This window comes from Rubritalea tangerina, assembly GCF_042683245.1.
GTDB classification, from domain to species: Bacteria; Verrucomicrobiota; Verrucomicrobiia; order Verrucomicrobiales; family Akkermansiaceae; genus Rubritalea; species Rubritalea tangerina.
The window spans coordinates 12,814-31,586 of the sequence record NZ_JBHUJB010000022.1; the positions used below are offsets into that span (position 1 = coordinate 12,814).

The 18,773-nt window shown below is 49.4% G+C and carries 14 protein-coding genes and 1 tRNA gene; 2 read left to right on the plus strand and 13 right to left on the minus strand.

Going from position 1 to position 18,773, the window contains the following annotated elements:
* Position 1 precedes the first annotated feature (1 nt).
* Together dusB and ACFSW8_RS05375 are read right to left on the minus strand one after the other, a co-directional pair.
* The gene (gene dusB, locus ACFSW8_RS05370) at positions 2 to 1,060 is read right to left on the minus strand and encodes a tRNA dihydrouridine synthase DusB (protein WP_377091370.1); all 1,059 of its coding nucleotides are present in this window, start codon (positions 1,058 to 1,060) and stop codon (positions 2 to 4) included.
* 27 nt (positions 1,061 to 1,087) lie between these two features.
* On the minus strand, positions 1,088 to 1,786 hold the full coding sequence (locus ACFSW8_RS05375) for a zinc ribbon domain-containing protein (RefSeq protein WP_377086554.1): 699 nt from the start codon (positions 1,784 to 1,786) through the stop codon (positions 1,088 to 1,090).
* A 121-nt stretch (positions 1,787 to 1,907) separates the two neighbouring features.
* Between ACFSW8_RS05375 and ACFSW8_RS05380 the strand changes: the two genes are divergently transcribed.
* Both ACFSW8_RS05380 and ACFSW8_RS05385 read left to right on the plus strand, forming a co-directional pair.
* The gene (locus ACFSW8_RS05380) at positions 1,908 to 3,482 is read left to right on the plus strand and encodes a zinc ribbon domain-containing protein (RefSeq protein ID WP_377177647.1); all 1,575 of its coding nucleotides are present in this window, start codon (positions 1,908 to 1,910) and stop codon (positions 3,480 to 3,482) included.
* Positions 3,483 to 3,535: 53 nt separating this feature from the next.
* Positions 3,536 to 3,622: transfer RNA gene (locus ACFSW8_RS05385), tRNA-Leu, on the plus strand.
* A 561-nt stretch (positions 3,623 to 4,183) separates the two neighbouring features.
* Here ACFSW8_RS05385 and ACFSW8_RS05390 read toward each other — a convergent pair.
* From ACFSW8_RS05390 to ACFSW8_RS05440, 11 genes are all read right to left on the minus strand, one after another.
* The gene (locus tag ACFSW8_RS05390) at positions 4,184 to 5,098 is read right to left on the minus strand and encodes an HIRAN domain-containing protein (RefSeq protein WP_377086545.1); all 915 of its coding nucleotides are present in this window, start codon (positions 5,096 to 5,098) and stop codon (positions 4,184 to 4,186) included.
* Between the two features lie 120 nt (positions 5,099 to 5,218).
* Positions 5,219 to 8,611, minus strand: coding sequence for a DEAD/DEAH box helicase family protein (locus ACFSW8_RS05395; protein ID WP_377086543.1), 3,393 nt, complete (start codon positions 8,609 to 8,611; stop codon positions 5,219 to 5,221).
* Positions 8,612 to 8,694: 83 nt separating this feature from the next.
* Positions 8,695 to 10,020: a Fic family protein gene (locus ACFSW8_RS05400; protein WP_377177649.1), complete on the minus strand. Its 1,326-nt coding sequence runs from the start codon at positions 10,018 to 10,020 to the stop codon at positions 8,695 to 8,697.
* A 112-nt stretch (positions 10,021 to 10,132) separates the two neighbouring features.
* Positions 10,133 to 11,260 (minus strand): hypothetical protein, encoded by a 1,128-nt coding sequence (locus tag ACFSW8_RS05405; protein WP_377086539.1) that lies wholly within the window; start codon positions 11,258 to 11,260, stop codon positions 10,133 to 10,135.
* A gap of 96 nt (positions 11,261 to 11,356) precedes the next feature.
* Entirely contained in the window at positions 11,357 to 12,253 is an 897-nt protein-coding gene (locus ACFSW8_RS05410) for a DUF3037 domain-containing protein (protein ID WP_377177651.1), read from the minus strand.
* Positions 12,250 to 13,002 carry a HipA family kinase gene (locus ACFSW8_RS05415; protein ID WP_377086536.1) on the minus strand — a complete coding sequence of 251 codons (753 nt, stop codon included), beginning with the start codon at positions 13,000 to 13,002 and terminating at the stop codon, positions 12,250 to 12,252. The genes ACFSW8_RS05410 and ACFSW8_RS05415 overlap by 4 nt, the downstream gene beginning before the upstream one ends.
* Positions 13,003 to 13,092: 90 nt before the next feature.
* On the minus strand, positions 13,093 to 14,457 hold the full coding sequence (drt2, locus tag ACFSW8_RS05420; protein ID WP_377086534.1) for an antiviral reverse transcriptase Drt2: 1,365 nt from the start codon (positions 14,455 to 14,457) through the stop codon (positions 13,093 to 13,095).
* Positions 14,458 to 14,811: 354 nt separating this feature from the next.
* Complete coding sequence (locus ACFSW8_RS05425; RefSeq protein WP_377177653.1) at positions 14,812 to 15,906, minus strand: restriction endonuclease subunit S; 1,095 nt, start codon at positions 15,904 to 15,906, stop codon at positions 14,812 to 14,814.
* Between the two features lie 104 nt (positions 15,907 to 16,010).
* Complete coding sequence (locus tag ACFSW8_RS05430) at positions 16,011 to 17,513, minus strand: type I restriction-modification system subunit M (protein WP_377086527.1); 1,503 nt, start codon at positions 17,511 to 17,513, stop codon at positions 16,011 to 16,013.
* Positions 17,514 to 17,845: 332 nt separating this feature from the next.
* A complete protein-coding gene (locus ACFSW8_RS05435; protein WP_377177655.1) occupies positions 17,846 to 18,130 on the minus strand; it encodes a hypothetical protein in 285 nt (94 codons plus the stop codon).
* A gap of 74 nt (positions 18,131 to 18,204) precedes the next feature.
* On the minus strand, positions 18,205 to 18,591 hold the full coding sequence (locus ACFSW8_RS05440; protein ID WP_377086521.1) for a hypothetical protein: 387 nt from the start codon (positions 18,589 to 18,591) through the stop codon (positions 18,205 to 18,207).
* Positions 18,592 to 18,773 lie beyond the last annotated feature (182 nt).

An 18,773-nucleotide genomic window follows, 5' to 3' on the forward strand; every position in this document is an offset into this window, starting at 1 on the left:
GCTATTCGCTGTGCACTGGTGCGTGGTCGAACTTTCCAGCGAGGTGGTCGGCTGCGATATCTTCTAACTCGTTGACTGAGATGACGGTGCAGAGCTTTTGGCGGAGGGCCTTGGCTCCGGAGAAGCCTTTACAGTAGGCCATGAGTCGTGAGCGCATGGCCATGATAGTGTGTTTTTCTTCGCCACCGTAACGGTCTGATTGGGTAGCGAGTGAACAGTGGCGGATAATGAGTCTCCAGCGTTCTTCAATTTGGATTGGGGGAAGGTGTTCGCCAGTTTCAAGGTAGTGTTTGGCTTCACGGAAGATCCATGGGTTTTGCATGGCGGCGCGACCGATCATGAGGCCTGATACGGCGGTGGAATTTTTACGACGTTCCACGTCTTCGCCTGAAGCTATATCACCATTGCCGATGACTGGCAGGTCGGTCGACTGGGCGCAGGCATCGATGATCTCCCAATTGGCCTCCCCTCGGTAGCCCTGTGAGCGGGTGCGGCCGTGGATAGCAATTTGTTGCATGCCGCAGTCTTCGAGGGTTTTGCACACCTCGATGGCATTGATACTTTTCTCATCCCAGCCGACACGAATTTTTGCGGTGACGGGGACTTGGTCACCGACGGCTTTAGCGACTCCCGACGCCACTGACGCCAAGAGTGGGCAGTCTTTCAGCAAGGAAGAACCGCCATTTTTTGAGACCACTTTACTGACTGGGCAGCCAAAGTTGATATCAATGAAATCTGGTTGTTTCCAATCGATGATTTTTTTAGCGGCTTCACCCATGCGTTCACCATCGGCGCCAAAGAGCTGCACGCCAACCGGGCGCTGGCCTTCATGGAATTCGGTATACTTACGGGTGCGGTCATCACGTCGGACGATTCCTTCTGCGGAGACAAACTCGGTGACCATGACGTCTGCGCCGAGCTCCTTGCAGATGGTACGGAATGTGACATCAGTCACTCCAGCCATAGGAGCGAGAAAAAGAGGGAATTTGCCGTTGTCGAACCAGGGAAGCACGATGGTAAGTAGGTGATGGGTGAAGGGCTTGGGCGGGATGCTATTCACCAATTAGCATCAATGTGCAATCACGAATTAGCAATATAAAATGCGTCCGCAGTTCTCGCACTGGGCCACCGATTTTTCTGACTGGACGGCGACGACAGTGGAGGCAGTCACTTTCATGTGGCAGCCACCACATTGTGATCCTTTGAGCGGGGCGACTGGGTCATCACCTTTGCTTTTGAGCAGGCGGTCATAGAGTGCGAGAAGTGAGCCATCTACGGCTTTGACAAGTTCGGCGCGTTCGGATTGGAGTTCCTGGAGGCGTTCTTTGTTTTGGTTGGCTTTTTCGTCGAGGTCCGCGATGTCTTTATTGACTTCCTTTTGAGTGAGCGCGAGTGCCTCCATGGCTTTAGAGTGACTAGCTTTTAGTTCATCAGCTTTTTCCATCAACTCGAGCTCATTGGTTTCGAGTTCATCGACCATTTCTGTGTAGCGGATGACTTCATTACCGAGTGCGGTATATTCGTCATTTTTTTTGGTCTCGAATTGTTGTGTTTTGAGTTTTGCGATGGTATCGCGGCGGGTAGCGATGTCGAGTTCGAGGTTTTTGATCGCTACTTCGTTGTCTTGGTAGGCGGTTTTGGCATCGGCCACCGCTTTTTTATCTTTGCTGAGTTTGTCTTCGGCGCGTGCTTTGTCGCGGGGGATTTTCGCGAGGTTTTGCTGGACCGTATTGATCTTTTGGTCGCGGTTTTGGACGATGAGAAGGGACTCGACTTCAGGTAACATAGAGAAAGCTCTATCTGGCGAATTCCTTGTACGCAAGTGCTACCCGTCGGATTGGAGAAATTTTGTGACTCGCCATCCTAACAAGGGCACAGTAAGCTCAGTCTAAGAGTTGAGCGAAGCTATGAGTGAGATAAAGATCCAATGCCCAGAGTGTCACGAGCGTTTTGAAGTCCCAGAAGAGCTGATGGGAGAAGCGGTAGAATGTGGAAGTTGTGGGCATCCATTTGATCTCTCAGAGGAGCACATTGATACCCTAGCGATGCGGCATTTTCCGGGTGAGAAGGCAGATCAACTTGCGAGTTTCACAAAGAAAAGTCCAGATATAGGTCAGGTTGCGGATGTTTCTTTTGAGACTGCTGAGTATGACCAGCAGGTTGACCCAAGTGAACTCACGCCCTTGGGGCCGAGAAGGATTCTCTCGATTTTTATTGGGATAGGTTTCATGTCAGGAATGATTCTGCTGTTTGTCTTAGGGGGAGGAGAGGGGGGGATTTTGACCGATGTGACTGATGATAAGCGCTGGGTTTTGGCGGGGTTTGCTGCTTTACTGGGTAGCTTGTTGATTATCTTTGGTTTCAGGAAGTATCGTGTGGTTGGAGTCATCCTTGCTCTATTGTTAGCAGCAGGGGTGTGTTCGATGCCGTTACTTTATCCTGAGCAACTGTCTCCTGGTTCGGAGGGTGACATTCAGATCAATGTGGAGTCCACTGAGGGAGAGCAAGAAGATGCCGAACTAGCGTTAGAGCGCTATAAGTTAGGCATCGGTTACGATTCTATTGAGAGTAAAATAGCTGATGCTCAGTCTCCGGAAGATGTACTGGCCATTACTTTGATTCGGTCCAAGCCCGCGCATACGGACACCATCATCAAGTACTTAGCATCTGCCTTGAAGAGCGATGAGTTACCTCGGGTGTACAAAAATCGGAAAGTTAACGAAGTCCCAGCCACGGTGGTCCTGTATTTAGAGGCAAGTGTCGACATTGATCAGGCTGCAGAGGCTTTGAAGCGGGTGGGGGCTGTGGCTAAGGTGCACCGCGAGCTCCGAGTGATTGATGTGTACGTGGATTTAGAATCGATGAAGGTTGCTGATTCGGACGCTTTGCTAGATGAGGCGCATCCAAACTTTTACCGGCTCAATTTAAAAGAGCTGAAGCATATTGATCCCAAGCGGCAGCATGATGCAGTATTGAGGTTAGCAAAGGTGAGTAAGCTTTCGCTCAGGTCAGATATTGCGAATCAGTTATTGGTTCTTTCTGAGAATGTTTCAGACGAACATTGGGAAGATCTAATGGGGGCGATGACTGTGTGGAGTGTTGAGGGGGACGGAGCTGCAGACATTATATTGAAGCGGGCTAGAGAACTGGCCTTGAATCAAAAAACGGTGTCGCGTGGTTATGTGGATTTTATCATTGGCCAAAAGGTGCGTGAGGGGGGAGATGTAGTGCTTTACGCGTGGATGCGGGACCCAGTGGGGATGGAGGCAGAATTGGTAGAAGCGGGGCCAATGGTGGAAGAAATTTTGATAGAAATGATGCCAGAATTAGAGCCCATTCAGCTGCAATCTGCTGCAAATGCGCTGAGAAAGTTTGGGAGTAAGGCTGCGCTTCCTGCGTTACTCACTGCGTATGAGTCATCTAGTGGGGATGTGAAAAAATCTCTAAAAGCAACCATTGACGAGATTGAATCTCGCGAGTAGGCTGCGCCCCGCAGGTTGCATATGGGACCATCTACTGGGCCCTGAATTGCAAAGCCGTCGTGGCGGAATTGGTAGACGCCGCAGACTTAAAATCTGCTGTCCTTCGGGACGTACCGGTTCGAGTCCGGTCGACGGTACCACTGCACTCTAAAAAATGCGCGATCTGAGAGGGTCGCGTTTTTTGTTGGAAAGAAGCTTGTGTGGCCATTGTGTGGCCGTTTTGAAGGATGAGATTTTGGGTGGGCGTTTACAGAAATCAGCAGGAGCTACAAAAACAGATGAGGTACCAAGAAAAGTTTAAGCTAGGTTGCCTATTCCTAGCACCGCATGTGAAATAAGCTAAAGGTGGAGATTAATACCATCTCTCGACACTGAAAAGACGAATGGAGTGTGGTTCAGTCTAGTGAAGTTTGCGCTATGCGATTTTAGCGTAAATCGGATTATCTTACAGAATGCCATCGTTGTCATTCAGTAGTCCTGCGCGTGCGGATCTCCTTCACTCCGCCTTGACATTCTGCACGCTCATTCCGGGCGTTCGTCCATTCTGTTTCGTAGGAGTATGAGCTCGATCGATAAGCTCAATTGCAGCTAATAGCATGAGTGGTTTGTGGGGGCGTTCGTGCCGATTGGCACCTGTACCGATACATTCGACGTTGAGGTCATAGAGCCCTGTAAATGAACGATTTATTGGTTGTTTGACTTTATGTGTTAGATTCGACGAGGTAGATGAGCAGACAAATTAAACTGATGAAAACCAAGATTGTGAACCATGGAATAGGCAGAGGCTCGGCTTTTCTTTTTTTCTCAGGATGAGAGGGTGCGGGAGCTTGAGGAGTTATGCAGGAATGTAGATCAGAGTGGGAACCAAAATCTCTTTTTTCAGAAAGTCGTTGTTGAGAGGTGGGATCATATGCTGAGATTGATGTCTGGATATTAGTATTTTTACCGGTTGCACCTTGCCCGTCTGCGGTGGCGTTGTACCCGTTCTGATGACTGTCGAACTTACTGATCCACTTTTCTTCGGCTGAGCTAAAATCTGAACCTTCCATACTCTCAAGAAGCGAGAACTGGAAATCCGAGGGCGTGTATGAATTCCATGCTTCCTGCAGTTGTTTGTTTGTATGTCTTTTGTGTTTAAGGTCCTGTATGTGCGTACGGAAGCGTGCATCAATGTTCTTAGCTGATCCTATGTAGCACCTTCGCTCAGGAATGCAAAAAATCCGATACACGCCCCTCACGTTCTTGTACGAACCAGCTTCTGTTAGGATTTGCTCTATGGCCGAATCTGCATAGGGATCTTGAATGTTGATATTTATAGAGACTCCGGGGAAGCGTTCTAGATTTGGGGGCTTAGGCTTCTTTGAAGTGACGCGAGAGATCTTTGCTGAAGCTTGATTGCCTACATCCAATAATGGAGCTAGTTTCTCTGCTAGGTCTTTGGGGATAAAACCTATCATCGATCCTTCCAGATGGACGGAGATAGCATTACGGTCATGTGGATTTTTTGGCTGACGATAGAGCTGTACCGAAGTTCCCGCCTTGAGCAGACCGGATCTCTTTAGGGCTGTTGCCTCGTAGGCCCATGTCCCTTGAAGCGGTGTTTTATATTCAGTCATCGTTTGTAATCCCGTATTACTCTCAAATCATTCAACCCAACGCCCGTGATGTTAAGTCAAGCTCTAGAAAACTGAATCATGCGCATTGTCGAATGTTTCAGAAGTCATTTTAGTCTACGGTTACCCAGCTACCTGGTTGAGTTCGTCGATCTTCTCAAAGATTCCATCTAGGACATTTGCGTTAGGGAAAACCGCATCAGGGCCTTCTGCGTGGATACTAGTGAAGGGCATTTCGTAGAGGGCCGCGGCAGATACCACCCCATTCGCTGTGAGTTGTGAGACGATAAGTTCTACGAAGCGAATTTGAGTGGAGCTAAAGCTTTGGCTGTCTAAATAAGATGAAAAGTGTTTGAGAGCAGCTTCTCGTGACATACCTACACAGCTCCGGATGAAGAGAAGTAAGTTTGGAGCCTCATTGCGTACAAGCATTTCGTCGAGTAGCTGAGAGCCTGCTGTGTCGCCCAGTTGGACAAGCATATTCTGTAACTGCTCTACATCTTGAGGTGTGAGAGGTTTGCCTTCGCGGAGTTTCTTAATCTCGATACGGTCAAGGTTTTGTTGTAAAGAAGCTCTGACTTTCTTCTCGTACTGTGCTCCGGTCATTACAGGGATGTCGATCACTGAATCTTCTCTCACAGTGAGGACTTCGTCTTCGAAGTTCGTATAGAGAGTGGCCTGCGCTGATTTGTCGATCAAGTAGACGATGTCTCGGAGCTTGAGGCGAACATCCTCTAGCATGTCGAGCGTGATGCCTTCCCAAAACTCCACCTCCTGCATCGCTTGGAGGAGTGCCAGCTGTTCTCTGACCGCTGGAATGTTGTTCTTCTCCTCTAGTTTACTGGCTATTTCAATCAGAACCTTACGCTTGCCCTCGAACCGTGAAGCTTGTACCGTGATAAGGGCTAGCTGCATAGTGAGCATCGTTGCATCGAACTGCTTAGCCTCCAGTTTCTCCGCTTCTAGGGTGTCAGGAAGTTGAGCGATCTCATCTGATAGGGTGAGTAGGTCAGCGCTTGGGAGTTTCTGCTGATTCCAGAAATCTTTCGACTGCAAGGGTTCTAGCAGCTCGCGTTTCAGGCGAACCTGAAAGTTATCCATGTGCATGGAGGTGACCTGTTGCTGCAGAGTATTTCGGATGTTCTGGAGTGTCTGACTCTGAGCGGCGTTCTCTGAATCTTGAGCAGCCTCTATGAAAGCGACTCGATTACGGAAGAGCCGTGAACTCAGAGATTCGCCACTACCTGCGACTAGGCCTTCTGGACTTTCTCTAAAGAAGTCGAAATTGCCACAGAAGTCGAATACTCTGAAGTCCTGTTTGTCATGACCATTGCCATAGAGGTTGGGACAGAGGCGGGTGCCACGTCCGATCATTTGCCAGAATTTGATCTTCGAGTATACAGGTTTGAAAAATACTAAATTACAGACTTCAGGAACATCGATTCCAGTTTCGAGCATGTCGACGGAGATAGCTATGTGTGGGTCTTTCTCTGCAATTGAGAAGTCATCGATCAGAGACTGCGGGTATTTGCTGTAGTTGTCTATGATTCGAGCGAAATGCCCTTTGAGGTCAGGATAGTGGTGATTGAATCTTTCTTCGATAAATTCGGCATGCTTATGGTTGCGGGCGAAGATGATGGTCTTAGCGAGGCGGTCGCCACCTTCTACCTTGTGGCCATTCTTCATTAGCTCCTGTAGCACCTTGTCAGCAGTGTCGATGTTAAAGAGCCACTTGTTTACGGCTGATGCGTTGACGTGGCTTGGCGTAGTGCTAGCCTCTCCATTCCCCCAGTCGAGTGATTCCCATTCCTCTTTTTCATCTTCATCGAGTTCGTCGTAGGTAATGCCTTCCCGAGGAAACTTCATGTCGATGATCTTAGCCTTCGGAGGAACGAGGAAACCGTCACTCACGGCTTGTTCTAGCTCGTAGGCATCGGTAGGGACGCCTGGTTCGAGGTCGAAGAGTTCGTAAGTGTTCTTGTCTACTTCCTCACGGGGCGTGGCAGTAAGTCCTACTAGCAGGCAATCAAAGTATTCGAAAATAGCTTGGTACTTCTTGTAGATCGAACGATGTGCTTCATCGATCACGATGAGGTCGAAATGGCCGGGTGAGAATCTTGCTTCACCACATTTGAGTGAGTCGATCAGCCCCATCATCGTCGGGTAAGTGCAGGTGTAGACGCGGCCCTGTTTATCTTTCTCAGTAACGAGGTTGACAGGGGTTGCCTCTGGGAGGTGAGTTTTGAAGGCTCCTGTAGCTTGATTGACGAGGGAAATGCGATCAGCGAGGAAGAGTACGTTCTTGGCCCAGTTACTGCGTTGTAGGAGGTCTACAAGGGCGATAGAAGTTCTCGTCTTTCCTGTACCTGTCGCCATCACTAAAAGTGACTTACGTCGCTTGCTAGAGAGAACCTCTCCGATACTTACGATTGCTCGTTTTTGGTAGTAGCGGCCAGCTATCTCTTCGTTGATGTCATCGGTCCTGAGTTCCTTGAGAGAACCTCGTCGGTTGATTAGACGCTCCAGCTCATCGCGTTTGTAAAAACCTGAGACTTTACGAGGTGGGTAGGCTAAGTCGTCCCATAGCCAAGTAGAGTAGCCGTTCGTGTAGAAGATGAGTGGGCGTTGTCCGTGCATTAGCCCGAGACAGTCGGCGTAGAGTTTGGCCTGCTGCTGGCCCACCTTCGGATCTGTAGTCGTGCGCTTGGCTTCCACCACTGCGAGCGGTTTACCGTCTTGGCCCCAGAGCACGTAGTCTACGAAACCTACACCTTTGTTGTTCGGCATGCCTGTGACCTGATACTCGATGACATTTTCAGCTTCCAGGTCCCAGCCACTACGCTGGAGCTCAGCATCGATGATATACTTTCGCGTTTCAGCTTCGGAGTAATCGTGGCTATCAGGTACCGTTTCGTTGGCTTGCTTCGCTTCTGCGATCTGTAGTTTGAGAGCTTCTAATTCAGCATCCTTCTCAGCGATCTCGGCCTCTTTCTTAGCGAGGTCCTTGGCATGCTTATTGAGGGCAGCTTCTTGCTCCTTGAGCTTGGTCTTGTCAGCCGGATTTGCGGTCGACTTAGGGAAGGGGATCAGTTTGGTGTCGAATGTGATTCCATGAAGCTTTGCTGCTCCTAGGCGAGTGTAGGTGCGTGCAACCCAGTACAGGATGTGATGCAGCTCGCTGACCATCTGCTGCGCCGTAATTTGATAGACTGGCTTGTTGCCATGTACTGCTTGGTTACCAGTCTTTTGTAGTAGTCTTGCTTTCTGAAAGACTGTCTCTGGTAGGAGGTTCTGAAAGCTTGGCTCATGGAGCAGTGACCCCAGGGTGTTGTCATACGGTTGGCTCAGCGAGTTATCCACTTTGTATAACCAGTGGACTACGATCTCAAGTGCTCGTCGGCAGTGAAAGCATGCTCCATGTGGATCTGGATATACTGCACGCTCGGCCAGCATCGCTGCCTTAGCGAAGTCGGGAAATTCAGATTTAAGGAAGTCGAAATTAGAAGGCTGTGACATACGAGGGAGGTGAAAGCTAACAGAAGTTAAATTATCAGATGCGTCTATTGCGAGAGGAACATATGATATGAGAGTCGTGTAGGTTAGAGGCTACTTAGTTTGTCACGCAGATCGGGTGCTGGGTAGTAGTAGTAAGTTTTGCCATGCTTACGTGATATAAGGAGCTTGAGTTTCTCAAGGTTCATCAGATCACTGCGCGCCGTGCCGTAGGAGATACGGTGGCTCATTTGGTGGCTCTGGGCTGTGAATCGGCTATTGGGCTCTCTTGAGGCTTTGTTAATGATAGTTTCCTGTCTGTGGTTGAGCGGTGTAGAGAGGTTGAGTAGAGAGGTGCGCACTTGGTCGACTTCCTTTGATTTCTTATCGATGAAGGAATGGAGGTTTTGGATACTTTTCTGGATGACTTCTAACTGGTAATGGATGAAGTAGTTGAGGTCGTTGTCGTCGGTTTCAGTGAGTAGGTACGAGCGTGCATACTTGACTGGAGCATTCACGAGGATTTCTGAGATGGAGAGAAACTCGAAGAGCCAGAAGCCTTGACGTAGCATAGACCAGTAAAATAGGGCACGTGCAGTTCTGCCGTTGCCATCTACGAATGGGTGATCGTAGGCCAAGCAGAAGTGCAGGATGATGGCACGGATGACAGGGTGTACGAAAGGATCTGAATTAGTATCGTTGGCGAACGCACAGAGTTTGTCGAGTCGCTGCTCAAGCTCAGATGCGGACGGTGGCGAGTGTAGCACTTCATAGTCGCGTTCATCCACGATTTCGACATTTTCACCTTCTAGGCGGAGGCGGCCAGAAGCATCTTCTTTATCAAGAGTGCCTTCGGTGATCACCTTATGGATTTCAAAGATGAGCGCAGGTGTGAGTTCATGATCCTTCCACTCCGCGAGACGTTGCATCGTGCGGTAGTTGTTCATGATCATTTTTTCGCCTTTGTCATTAGGCTCGCGCTCCGAGCGTATCATTTCTTTGGCTACCTCACGCGTCACTACGGCACCTTCAAGCTGACTGGACGTAATAGCTTCCCTAATCAATGAACTGACATAGTAGTAATTTTTTGTCGCCTCGTTAGTGACAGGCTCAGGTGTGCCAATCATGCCTCCAGCGCCGAGGTCTATTTTGTGCAGAGCTGGGCTCATGAGTTCTGTCTGAAAGAAGGTAAATGGGCGACCTTGGGTATCCAAGAGGGGAATAGGGATTGCTTGGCCTGTACGCCGGATTTTGAGTGCGAACCACCACTCTCCGGTGCTTAGACCGTCAGGAGCCGTGTGAAAGCGCAGCTTGTCCCAATGGTGATATTTTGAGTCGTGAGAGCTTACAGCGCCAACAGCTGCCAACATGCGTTCCATCGAGATCTCCTTCTGAAGGTCGGCGAAGGTGGGTGGTGATTTGGGGAGCTTCATTAGGATAGATTCATTTCGTATCAATTTGTGATAAATTAATATGAAAGTGATATGAGCCTGTCAATGGGCTTGACCACATGAATACATAGAGCGCTTAGAGATAGTCGAAGCCTCAGACCGCATTTTCTAAGTGTCTTTTGTGTTGGGTTTCCCAGACTTGGGGGACGCTGCGGAGGCCGTCTAGGAAGTCGTCCCATTCCTTTCGGATGTTGGTGCTGCCGCTGATCTCCTTGGCTTTGTGAGTAGTCTCATTGATGACCTTTTCCCATGAGACAAGTTCGTCTGCTAGAGTGTGGTGCATGAAGGTATCTATCCTGCCAGTGTAGGCCGATAGGGTCATTTGCAGCATGAGGCTGAAGTGCATCCACTGGATTGCCTCCAGAGCGGATTCGGCTTCTGTGACCTTCTCACTGAGTGATTTCTTGAGGCTAGCTTCACGAGTGCCCGGGAGCCATTTTTTGAAGAAGCTAGGGTTGGCCTTATCTATCTGCTTGAGCTTGTAGAGATACTTCTCTCGCCATTGGGCTCGTAGCTCCATGAGGTCACGCGTGATCGTGCTGATCTCCATACGATCGAAATCGCTTAGCTTACCATTGCTCGCAGTAATGATCTCTTTGCTATGGCGGTACATGGATTCCAGGCGGGAGCGGAGTTCTGACTCATGGTTATGCAGTAGCTCGGCGACGCCCGCCTCGATCTTACGAAGTTTTTTCATCTGGTCAGCACCGCTGATCATATGTGCCGCTTCCACTACGATGAGAGCGACTGCTGCACCCGCTTTGGCAGCTTTAGCTCCTTTGCCGACAACGCGTGCAGTTTCTACAGTTCTGCGTGTCTTGCTATCTACAAGGGTCGGGAGCTGCCTGCCTAACTTGTCCTTCATGAGTTCGAGTCCCTTGGGTATGCCGTCCTTGAAAACGACCTCCACACCACGTTTGCCCATGACAAAGTTTGCGGAAGCTATGGCGTTTTTAGCCGTACCCTTTGCTGCGAGGTTGAGTTGGTCGCGGATGTCGTCTTCGCTACTTCTCTGAATATGTTCAGCGAAGAGGGAAGGGCTTGCCGCTTGGTCAAAGGGTAATTCTAGCAGAGAGGTGGCTTGAGCGCACTCATGTAGCTGACTCTCTACAGACAAAGTCAAGGAACCTGAATCTACTACAGTGGGTGTAGTAGGCGTACAGACGATTGTGTGCCGAGCCTTTGGCTTAGGGCGAGAGAAGAGGGAATGGAGGAATTTCATAAAGCATGCTGAATACGACCAATAAAAAAGCTAAGAGAAGTTAGATAACCTTACTAGCTCTTGGCGAGTCCAGAATACGGATGAGGTAAATTTATCTCAGTAGGCTTGTGGCTGAGTAAATAGAGGTGCGTTTTCGGTGGCTTCAATTTGCACGTAGTGTTGGAGGTGAGCTATATTGTTCTGCTCGATCACCTCAACACCAGCTTGTTTGAGATCCTCGATCACTAGATCAGCATGCTTTTGTCTGATGTCATCACTTTCAACAGGCCTCTGTACCGGGAAGATGAGTAGCTCTGGAGCAAGGTTGAAGTGTTTTAGTCTACGTACTTTTTGAAGCCATACGTCTCCGTGGTCTAGAATCTTAGTGGCGCTGTCTTGACCAAGGAAGAGAGGCTTGATCGCCCGCTCGACGCGTTCTGCACCTTGCGGTGTGTAGGTGAATGGGAAGGTGGTGTGGTAGTCTTCCTGACCGACACGGCCAGCTTTCCATGCTCCTGCTACATTCCATTCTTTGAGAAGACTGCTGACGTGGTTCGTGAACTTAGTCTCCTCAGGGTAGATGCTGTCTAGGTCGATTCGTAGAACCATCTTTGTGAATGCTTCATCTAGCCAAGCATTGATGTCTTTACTTAGAATTGTGCCTCGTTCCTTGTGACGGATCATCCCTTCACGTGGTTGCACGATTGCTTTGAAAATATCGGCACCATCTACTTTAGTGAGCTCCCTGAACTCTTCAGTGTGGTCACCCTTGTTCACCATGTCTGCAAGACGAAGCCACTCTTCATGAACGCTCTTGAGAGTCCGAGTGAAAAGTTTCCGTTCTAATTCCGGAAAAAAACCACTGAGTCGCTTCGTTTTTCTGGGCTCTTGTAGACGGTAATGGATTGTACGAGCTTGAGCATCGATAGCGAAAACACCTACAATACAGAACTCACCATGCTCAGGGTAGGGCATGAGTTCGATAGTACCTGTATTGTATGCTTTTATGTTCATGGCATAAATGGACTCCAAAACGTATCAGGGTCGGTAAATGCGACTTCGAGTATCTCTCTGTATTGGTTGAGTGTGTAACTCGCTTCTTCAAGATTGTCGAGATCAGTATACAACCATTCTTCCGGAATTTCTTGCCAAATTTCCTCCAGAGCATCACATGCTGCATGTGCCTTCATCAGCCAAGCGCTGCGTTTAGCTGCGACCATCCAGACTTCCTTCACTCTCAGCCCAATATGTAGGCAAGTGTCAGCTTCGAAGGAATAGGCAGGGTCAAAGGCATTGTCATGATCGATCAGACGAAAATGGTCGCGCAGATAATGGACGAGTGTGTTTGGATTGCCTGCTGCCGGTCCCATTTTTCGGTCCCCATTACGAATCCAGTAATCGAAAAGAAAGACTTCAGCGAGTTGCATCGGGTCAAGATGTGTAAGGTCGGTAGCTTGAAGGTCACGATAGTCAGAGCCAAGGTAGAATGAACCGAATCCAAAGCCTGCTTTAAGATCATACCATTCTGGGTTGCGCGTAGCTTCGACGAGAATCTGTGGTATCTCGACAATAGTGATATCAGCACATGGTAGGTCCATTAGCTGAGCGAGACGGCCGCCAATCCATTCTGCTATGAGAGACGTGGGCAGAACTCCAAAGGGTTTCACATAGATCTCTCTACCATGTTCAGTTTTACAAAAGAATGGATTCACAGATACACCAGTATCTGCTCTTCCTAAAACTTCTGTGATTATTTCTGCCATCCTTTGTTAGATTGGTGTTAGTTTTATGATGGTCAACATAAAACTCAGCTGCGGTTAAGCTTTGATGGTGCGATAGTTATCTTGTTTGAGCTATATCTGCCGTCCAGAGCGATAAGGTAACGGCTTCTGACTTTCCTTTCGGATGGCTTTTACGTGTCCTTTTATTTGTCGCTTAATCTCTGGGGCATTCATTCGCTTTGCTGCGTCGAGAGCGTAGGTGATGAAGTTTGTTCTCCCGTGTGCTTTATCTTTACGGTTTTTAAAACGCCTGCGAATAAGATAAGAGTACTGAATCTGAACCTTGCGAGTCTTAAGGGGGCTGGGTCGGAGTCCCTTACTGAGTTCAATCTTGTTATGCTTAAGTTGATGTAGCTTAGCTAGTCGTACACCTCTGCGCATCTTGCTGTAGTAGCGCGACAATGAGGAGGCGCGGATGAGTTTTTTTTGACCATCGAAGGTGAAGCCTAAATACTGGAGGGCTTTACCATGCGTGGCTGCTAGACTTGGATCAGAAGGGTATTCGACAACGCATACTTTGTCTGGATGAATCTCTAAGTTGAGCCTTTGAATCTCGTCACGGGCGCATTCGTGAACATCATGTCGATGGTTAGGGGGGACAACGAAGATGATGTCGTCACAGTATCTTCGATACAGTCCGTTGATATCTTTAGCCTTCGCCAGCATAGTGGTATCAAACTCCAACATGTAGATATTGGAAAGAATGGCACTGATAGGTGTACCTTGAGGGATGCCACGACGGTTGTGGTGTTCAGGGTTAGGCTTTATGAATCCCTCTCCGCGTATGACCTCTCTAAACTTTTGTGAGGAGCAGACTCGGCGACGGTTGATGTGCTTCGGCATCGGGTTATGAACGCTTATCTCAAAACGTTCGTAGACGTCCTTACGTTCCACATAGCAGAAGGATGTTAGGCTTTTGTAGATGGCATAGTGATCACTGGGTAAGCGCTCTACTTCGAGTAATTGCTTCCACTGTTCGAGGAGAACTGTGTGGTCTAAGTGATCGAAAAACTTTCTCACATCAAGACCGATGGCAATACATGGGCGGTTCGCCTGAATGTAGCGGAACACTTCATCTGCAAAGGCTATATTGTTCATCTGCCTTCCGGGTAAGCTCCTGAAAGCTGTAACAGCATTAGTTAAGTTTCGGATCTCGAGTTCAGCTTCATAGAGCTCACTCAGCTGGTGTGCGTAGTAGGAGTAGATAGCAGCATCGCTGTGAGCACAGACTTTGATCGGGCGATCTTTGTCCTCCCTGAGAAATTCACCATTTTCACCCTTTGAAATACGAGGGGTAGTAATCGTGTAACCAATGAGAGGATAGAAGGCGTGTTGTGTCACGCGCTCAGTTGAGGTAGCTAGTGCTAACGCATTCTCTTCAGAGAGAGGACTATCAAAATGCAGATAACCTCTCTTCTTGTATCGAAAGCTAGACACGACACCCTCCCGTCCATTCATTACACTCAACAGAAGGGAGACCTGCTTGCGCAGGTTCGGATACAGGTAGCGGCGAGTCCGTAGTCCATCCCCTCTGCTTTAAAACCCTCTTGCGAGAGCTATCACCATGCCGGAGCATAGGCCGCGATTCAGTGTACTGTGTTACAATACTACTATGAATACGAATACACGCATCCACAGTGTGATCGAAGACAACTGCGCGGTGGCGATGACTATTGCTAGTATGCTCACATTTGGAGTTGACCTCATCAGCTGTACCCTTAAGCCCATAATGTCTCAAGGCAGATATAGTGTTAGTGGTTGGGAGGATAATGGAAAGCATAAAAGTCTCGCTTAGAGTTCGCCTTTGAAGGCGCGGGATTGGAGGGAGAGGAAGAGGGTGTCGAGTTCGGCGAGCTGGGTGCGGTAGCGGGACTTCTGGGCTTCGATCTTCTCGACGGTGTTGGCGAACTCTTGTTGGAGGGCTAGTGGGGGGAGTGGGATGTCGAGAGAGTTGAGAATCTGCTGATTGATGTTCTGAATATTAGCTCCTCTTCCGCCGCTAAGCATATACTCTCTGAAGCTCTTGCATCTAAATAGGTGGACTAAATATGAAGAGGTTAGTTCATGGGATTCAATTCTATAGCGAATGCAGAAGCCACTGTAAGATACTTTATGAGTATCTGGTGTAACGCTTAGGCAGCGGCCTACTAAAGCTTTGTTGCCGTTAGAGCGTACTAACAGGAGATCGCCGTTTTCTAGCAAGTAGTCATCACTTGGTGGTTTATTGAGGCTTATTTCACTGAGGGCAGTCACACCTGATATGTTGGTGTGGTTTTTGAAGTCACCCACACCAATAGAATACAAGTTATAGCCTGATTCGCCTTTGCCGAAGTTAAGTCCATTTTTGAACACACCATATTCCTTCAAGGAACAGTGCTCCCAGCCTTTTGGGTTGGTGACGGGGTCGCCGAAGAGGTGGAGGAAGGTGGACTGGATGAGCTGGTCGAGGAGGTCGATGCTCTTGCGGCGTTGTTGGCGGAGGGCGTCTGCGGCATCGAGGATGGCGGAGATGCGCTTCTGCTCCGCGAGTGGGGGAAGGGGGATTTCGAGTTTTAGAGTACGCTTGTGGTCCAAGTTGGAAATGTTGGTTGTCTGATTTCCGAAGGACCTAACGGTTGTCTGTGTTCTAGGACTATTAAACCAATGGTATAGAAATCGAGAGTCGACGCTATCCTTGCCCCTTAAGATAGAAATAAACCCACCAGCTACTGCATCATATTCTAGCTCTGGAACCCAACAGCACTTGCCGACAAGGTTCCAACTATTTGCACTAGATACTAGGATGTCCTCAGACTTGAGGTACTTGTTTTTGTTCTTAACAACACTCGACGGAATGGCAATTAGATCACTCTGATCGAGTACTTTCTGTACATTTTTAGTGCGCATGCAAACCACTGCATCGCTCGCTGTAGTTTCACATTTATCAGAGGGCTTAAAGGTTAGGCCTCGGATAAATTCAGCGTGTTCAGATAGAGGTGCTGAAGATATCTTCATTTCAGCATGTCCTCCAGTTCGGTGAGGCCGTTGGCGATCTCTCGGTCGAGGGCTTTGAGGCTCTTGAGGATGTCTGCTGGTGGGTCGTAGTGGACTTCTTCGTATTCGACTTCCTTGTAGCGATTGATCGACAAATCGTAATCATTGTCCGCAATCTCCGATTTCGGGACCATGAACGATTGGTCAGTTCTCGCTCTTTCGAGCTCGGCAGTGTTCAGTTTGCAGTTTTCAGACTGAAGGCTCTGCCAGCGTGTGAGGATGTCTGGGAGGTCGCTGGTGTCTTGCGGGGTGCGCTTGTCATCGAGTGAGAAGCCGTCTGCCTGCATGTCGTAGAACCAGACATTGTCGGTGCCGCCGGAGTTGGTCTTGGTGAAGAAGAGGATGGCGGTGGAGACGCCAGCATAGGGCTTGAAGACGCCGCTGGGCATGGAGACGATGGCATCGAGCTTCTGGTCTTCTACGAGGATCTTGCGGATGGTCTTGTGCGCCTTTGAGGAGCCGAAGAGAACGCCATCAGGAACGATGACGGCGGCGCGGCCACCAGGTTTGAGCAATTTCTCGAAGAGGGCGAGGAAGAGGAGTTCGGTCTTCTTAGTCTTGACGACTTGGAGGAGATCCTTGGCGGTGGATTCGTAGTCGAGGCTGCCTGCGAAGGGTGGGTTGGCGAGGATGAGGGAGTACTTTTCTTCATCCCCAGCGTGGGCTTCCTCGAGCGAGTCCTTGTAGCGGACGTCTGGGTTCTCAATGCCGTGGAGGAGCATGTTCATGCTGCCGATGCGGAGCATGGTGGTGTCGAAGTCGTAGCCGAAGAAGGTCTGTTCTGAGAAGCGCTGCTGGGCGGCATCGTCCTTAGTGATTTCCGCGAGGTGGTGCTGCTGCATGTACTCAGCGGAGGAGACGAGGAAGCCGCAGGTGCCACAGGCCGGGTCACAGATGGTGTCGGTGGGTGTGGGCGCGCACATGTCGACCATGAGCTTGATGATGTGGCGCGGGGTACGGAACTGACCGTTCTGCCCAGCGGAGGCGATCTTGCCTAGCATGTATTCGTAGAGGTCGCCCTTGGTGTCGGCGTCGCTCATGTCGATGGCGTCGAGCTGGTCGATGACGTTGGCGAGGAGGGATGCCTTAGGGAACTGGAACATGGCATCCTTCATGTGGTGGGCGTAGGTGGAGTCTTCTGCGCCTGTGGTTTCAGCGGTGCCGAGGGTCTTGATGAATGGGAATACCTGAGTGCTGACGAGCTCGAAGAGTGTCTCAGGTGCGAGATCGCGGAAGCGTGACCAGCGGAGGTCTTGCTGCTCGGAGGAGAATACTGGGTCTTCGATCGGTTCACCGAGGCGGTTGGCCTTGCGCTCGCGCAGGGTGTGGAGCTCATCGAGCCGCTTGATGAAGAGGAGGTAGGTGAGCTGCTCGATGACGGTGAGCGGATTCGCAATGCCGCCGGCCCACATGGCATCCCAGATGCGGTCGACTTTGGATTTGAGTTCTCCTGTGATCATGAGGTGTTAGTAAGGGAAATGGGTGAAGGATAAAGGATGAAGTTTTAGTTAGAGTGGCTGGACGTTAAATGAGGTAGATTTGGCAGACTGGTATTAGAGCTCTGAACAAGTACGAGGGGGGAGCGTTTACTCTTTATGTTTAATGTCGAGTGTATGCACGTTATGAACAGAGTGGTTAGTAGTGTTGGTGTACATGAACGCGCTGTTCTATGTGGAATGTAGACGACATTGCAAAAATACGATTGATGGGGTGTAGATAATCCAAATGGCCGTTTCAAGTGGAAAGTTTAGGGGTGTTAGGAGATTTCTGATAGTAAGGGGGCTGGTTTTATCTAGATGGATGGTGGCGTGGGGACTAGCTTTGCTTTCTTTGGTGGGGTGTAGCGGTTGTCGATGTGGCCAAGGAGCATGTTTTCTCCATAGAGAACTGCGACGCATTTTCCGTTGTCGGCTAGCTCCTTTAGCTTTGCTGGGTTATCGGTTCGGTGTACTTGTTTCTTGCATGTCGTGCACCAACGGTCATCAGAGTCATCGAGCTCGGTTAGAGTGTTCCAGGTTACAGGGCATTTCTTACGAAATCTGGGCGGGCAGGTGAGTTGTAAGATGGTTTTGTGCATGATCTGTTCGATTAGGGTGAGGTTAAAAGGGTGTGGATGAGCTTGAGGGTGTATGGGAGTCATTGCAGAGAAAACTAGTGAACGAGCCACGGATACTCTTTCATCTTGATTAAGTGATACCTGTTATCGGCACACTTTATGAAGGGGAAGATGTAGCCTTCACCTGCAGAGTCACCAGCGTAAAACCCGTAGGTGAGATGGAGGATGTCATAGGTTGCTAGGGGGATGTCGCCTTCTACGGGTGATGTAGACTCGTCTACGCATTCGAGATAGTAAGCTGCGTCTGGTCGGCCAGGTATATCAGAGAAGAAATCATAGACTGTGTTGGGTTCATGCAAGGGGGCAGTGAGAGATTGGACTAGCTGGTTGTCCTGGGTGCGAGTGATCTGCGTGAGCATGTCGAGGAGCTGAGCCATTCCGCCCACACGTTTGATTACTTTGTTGAGTTCAGATCGAGTCATGATTCCAAACTAAGTGGAGGGGTGGGACATTGCTGGGGTGAGGGTGTGAAATATGTGTGTCCATGTGGTAGGGGCTTTGAGAGGAGTTGAGTGTCGCCCGTCATTTGCATGAATCATGGAGTCCTTTGAGCTAGCAACTTTTGTGCGGGGGGCATTGAAATGAAAACGGCCAAACTAATAAC